Annotated in this window: 4 protein-coding genes; 3 read left to right on the top strand and 1 reads right to left on the bottom strand. The window is 62.9% G+C overall.

Going from position 1 to position 2,761, the window contains the following annotated elements:
* Positions 1–638: DUF2157 domain-containing protein (locus tag EOA28_RS31680; protein ID WP_128315651.1), on the bottom strand; the 638-nt coding region annotated here is incomplete at its 3' end.
* Between the two features lie 231 nt (positions 639–869).
* Here EOA28_RS31680 and EOA28_RS31675 point away from each other — a divergent pair.
* The 3 genes from EOA28_RS31675 to trmFO form a co-directional block, all read left to right on the top strand.
* Positions 870–1,010, top strand: a complete 141-nt coding sequence (locus EOA28_RS31675; protein ID WP_082056373.1) for a DUF1127 domain-containing protein — start codon at positions 870–872, stop codon at positions 1,008–1,010.
* A 48-nt stretch (positions 1,011–1,058) separates the two neighbouring features.
* Positions 1,059–1,199 carry a DUF1127 domain-containing protein gene (locus EOA28_RS31670; protein WP_082056374.1) on the top strand — a complete coding sequence of 47 codons (141 nt, stop codon included), beginning with the start codon at positions 1,059–1,061 and terminating at the stop codon, positions 1,197–1,199.
* A 395-nt stretch (positions 1,200–1,594) separates the two neighbouring features.
* Positions 1,595–2,761 (top strand): methylenetetrahydrofolate--tRNA-(uracil(54)-C(5))-methyltransferase (FADH(2)-oxidizing) TrmFO (trmFO, locus tag EOA28_RS31665; protein ID WP_128315650.1); only part of this gene is annotated, 1,167 nt, incomplete at its 3' end.

Raw genomic sequence — 2,761 nt, 5'->3', positions numbered from 1 at the left:
AGATAGAGAACGACCGACAAAATGAGGAGGTGGCGCGCGGCCCGGCTGCGCGTCCAGAACGAAATGGCGAACAGGACGATCGCCATGACGATGAAGAGATGCGGAATTTCCGCGCGCCAGTAGAAGCCGAATCCCTTGAGGACCAGCCATGCGTCGGCGATGCCGACCGCCGCCACGGTCAGCGGATTTGAACGCAGCGCGACCGCCGCCAGTGCCGTACCGACGCACCATGTCACCAGCGCCGACGCCTCGTCGCCGGAAAGATGGTACATCTGTCCGATCAGCGCGATCGATCCGCCGAACGCCGCCGCGGCAACGATCCACAGCGCCTCGCCGATCGCGGCATGGTCACGCGTCTTCAGCACCGCGCCGCCGACATAGCCGGCAAGAATGACCGCAAACAGAGCCGCCACGCGAACGAGACGCGGGAAGGCCTCCCAATTGGCGGCGACGAAGATCAGGATCGCGGCGCTGAACAAAAGCGCCGCCATCATCGCCAGGATGGAGCCGAAGCTCAGAGACGCGCGCTCATTGGCGGCGACATCGCACGCCAGCGCCTCCGCCGTGGCGGGATCGATCAGCCCGATCTCCCGCCAGCGCGCGATATCCGCCCTCACCCTTTTAGCATAGCCCGCCATGCATTTCCCCCAAGCCCGACCACTTCCTTAGCGAACAGCCAAACCGTTGACGCAGCGGCATTTTTCGATTGGCCTTCTTTGTGACGCAGGCGTGAATGGCGGTTAATGTTGCATTGCACAATTTGCATTGCTGCCATGCGCCAACGGCACTTTTAAATCGATACGATCCCACTTATTTTCTGTTCGTACACAAACGGAATGATCCGAACTAAAGACGAAACGAGAACTACCATGAACCTGATCCGCAACTACCGCAACTGGCGCCGCTACCGGGAAACCGTTTCCGAGCTGAACCGCCTGTCGAACCGTGAACTGACCGACCTCGGCATCAGCCGCAGCGACATCCACTACGTCGCCCGCAAGGCGGTCTAATCCGCTTCGGACCGCAAATGGTCCGAACCATTGAAGAGAGTTAAGACAATGAACCTGATCCGTAGCTACCGTAACTGGCGCGTTTATCGCGAGACGGTTTCCGAGCTGGGTCGGCTTTCGAACCGTCAGCTCCATGATCTCGGCATCGTCCGCGACGAGATCAAGATGGTCGCCCGCAAGGCGATCTAAGCAAGGAATTTCGCAGGGTCGACCTCCTCCCCGACCCTGACGAATGAGGTCAACCTTCACCTCCTCCCGAGGGTTGACCACCGAAACGGCGCCCGCCGGACCTCCTCCCCCGGCGGGCGTTGTTCAAGAAGCGAACGTAGTTCGTCTTCAAGCGAACGAAGTTCGTCTTCGAAGGTTTCGCCCTTCTAAAAAAGGCGAAAGAGATTTCGTCAAAGCCGACCTCCTCCCCGGCGATGACGAATTAGGTCGATCTTCACCTCCTCCCGAGGATCGACCCCCAAAACGACACCCGCCGGACCTCCTCCCCCGGCGGGTGTTGTTGTTTTTGGCGCCAGTTTCTCGCCGTTGCCGCCCGGCAATTGCAATCGGGCCGCCAAGCGATTATTCCGGCGCTCATGAGCAAAAACATCGTACACGTCATCGGCGGCGGCCTCGCCGGCTCCGAAGCGGCATGGCAAATCGCCGAGGCCGGCGTTCCGGTCGTGCTGCACGAGATGCGCCCGGTGCGCGGCACCGACGCGCATAAGACCGATGGTCTGGCCGAGCTCGTCTGCTCGAACTCCTTCCGCTCCGACGACGCCGAAAACAACGCGGTCGGCCTGCTGCATGCCGAAATGCGGCTGGCCGGTTCGCTGATCATGAGCGCCGGCGATGCCAACCAGGTGCCGGCCGGCGGCGCGCTGGCCGTCGACCGCGACCGGTTTTCCGACGCGGTCACCGCGAAGATCGAAGCGCATCCGCTGATCACCATCCAACGTGAGGAAGTGCCTGGGCTGCCGCCGGCGGACTGGGACCAGGCGATCATCGCCACCGGTCCACTGACGGCGCCGTCGCTGGCACAGTCGATCGCCGAGGCGACCGGCGCCGACGCGCTGGCCTTCTTCGATGCCATCGCGCCGATCGTGCATTTCGACACGATCGACATGAACACCGCCTGGTTCCAGTCGCGCTACGACAAGGTCGGTCCCGGCGGCACCGGCAAGGACTACATCAACTGCCCGATGGACAAGGACCAGTATTTCGCCTTTGTCCAGGCGCTGCTGGAGGGCCAGAAAACCGAGTTCAAAGAGTGGGAAGGCACGCCCTATTTCGACGGCTGCCTGCCGATCGAGGTGATGGCCGAACGCGGCGTCGAGACGCTGCGCTACGGCCCGATGAAGCCGATGGGCCTGACCAACGCCCACAATCCCTCGGTCAAGGCCTATGCGGTGATGCAGCTCCGTCAGGACAATGCGCTGGGCACGCTCTACAACATGGTCGGTTTCCAGACGAAGCTGAAGCATGCCGAGCAGGTGCGCATCTTCCGCACCATTCCTGGGCTCGAAAATGCTGAGTTCGCGCGCCTCGGCGGCCTGCACCGCAACACCTACATCAACTCGCCGACGCTGCTCGATCCCTCGCTGCAGCTGAAATCGCGGCCGGGTCTGCGCTTTGCCGGCCAGATCACCGGCTGCGAAGGCTATGTGGAAAGCGCCGCGATCGGCCTGCTCGCCGGCCGCTTCGCCGCCGCCTCGCGGCTCGGCCACGCGCCCGCGCTGCCGCCCGCGACCCCCGCCTTCCGC

Source organism: Mesorhizobium sp. M2A.F.Ca.ET.067.02.1.1 (assembly GCF_004023285.1).
Lineage (GTDB): Bacteria > Pseudomonadota > Alphaproteobacteria > Rhizobiales > Rhizobiaceae > Mesorhizobium.
This window is presented reverse-complemented; position numbering and strand designations above follow the sequence as displayed.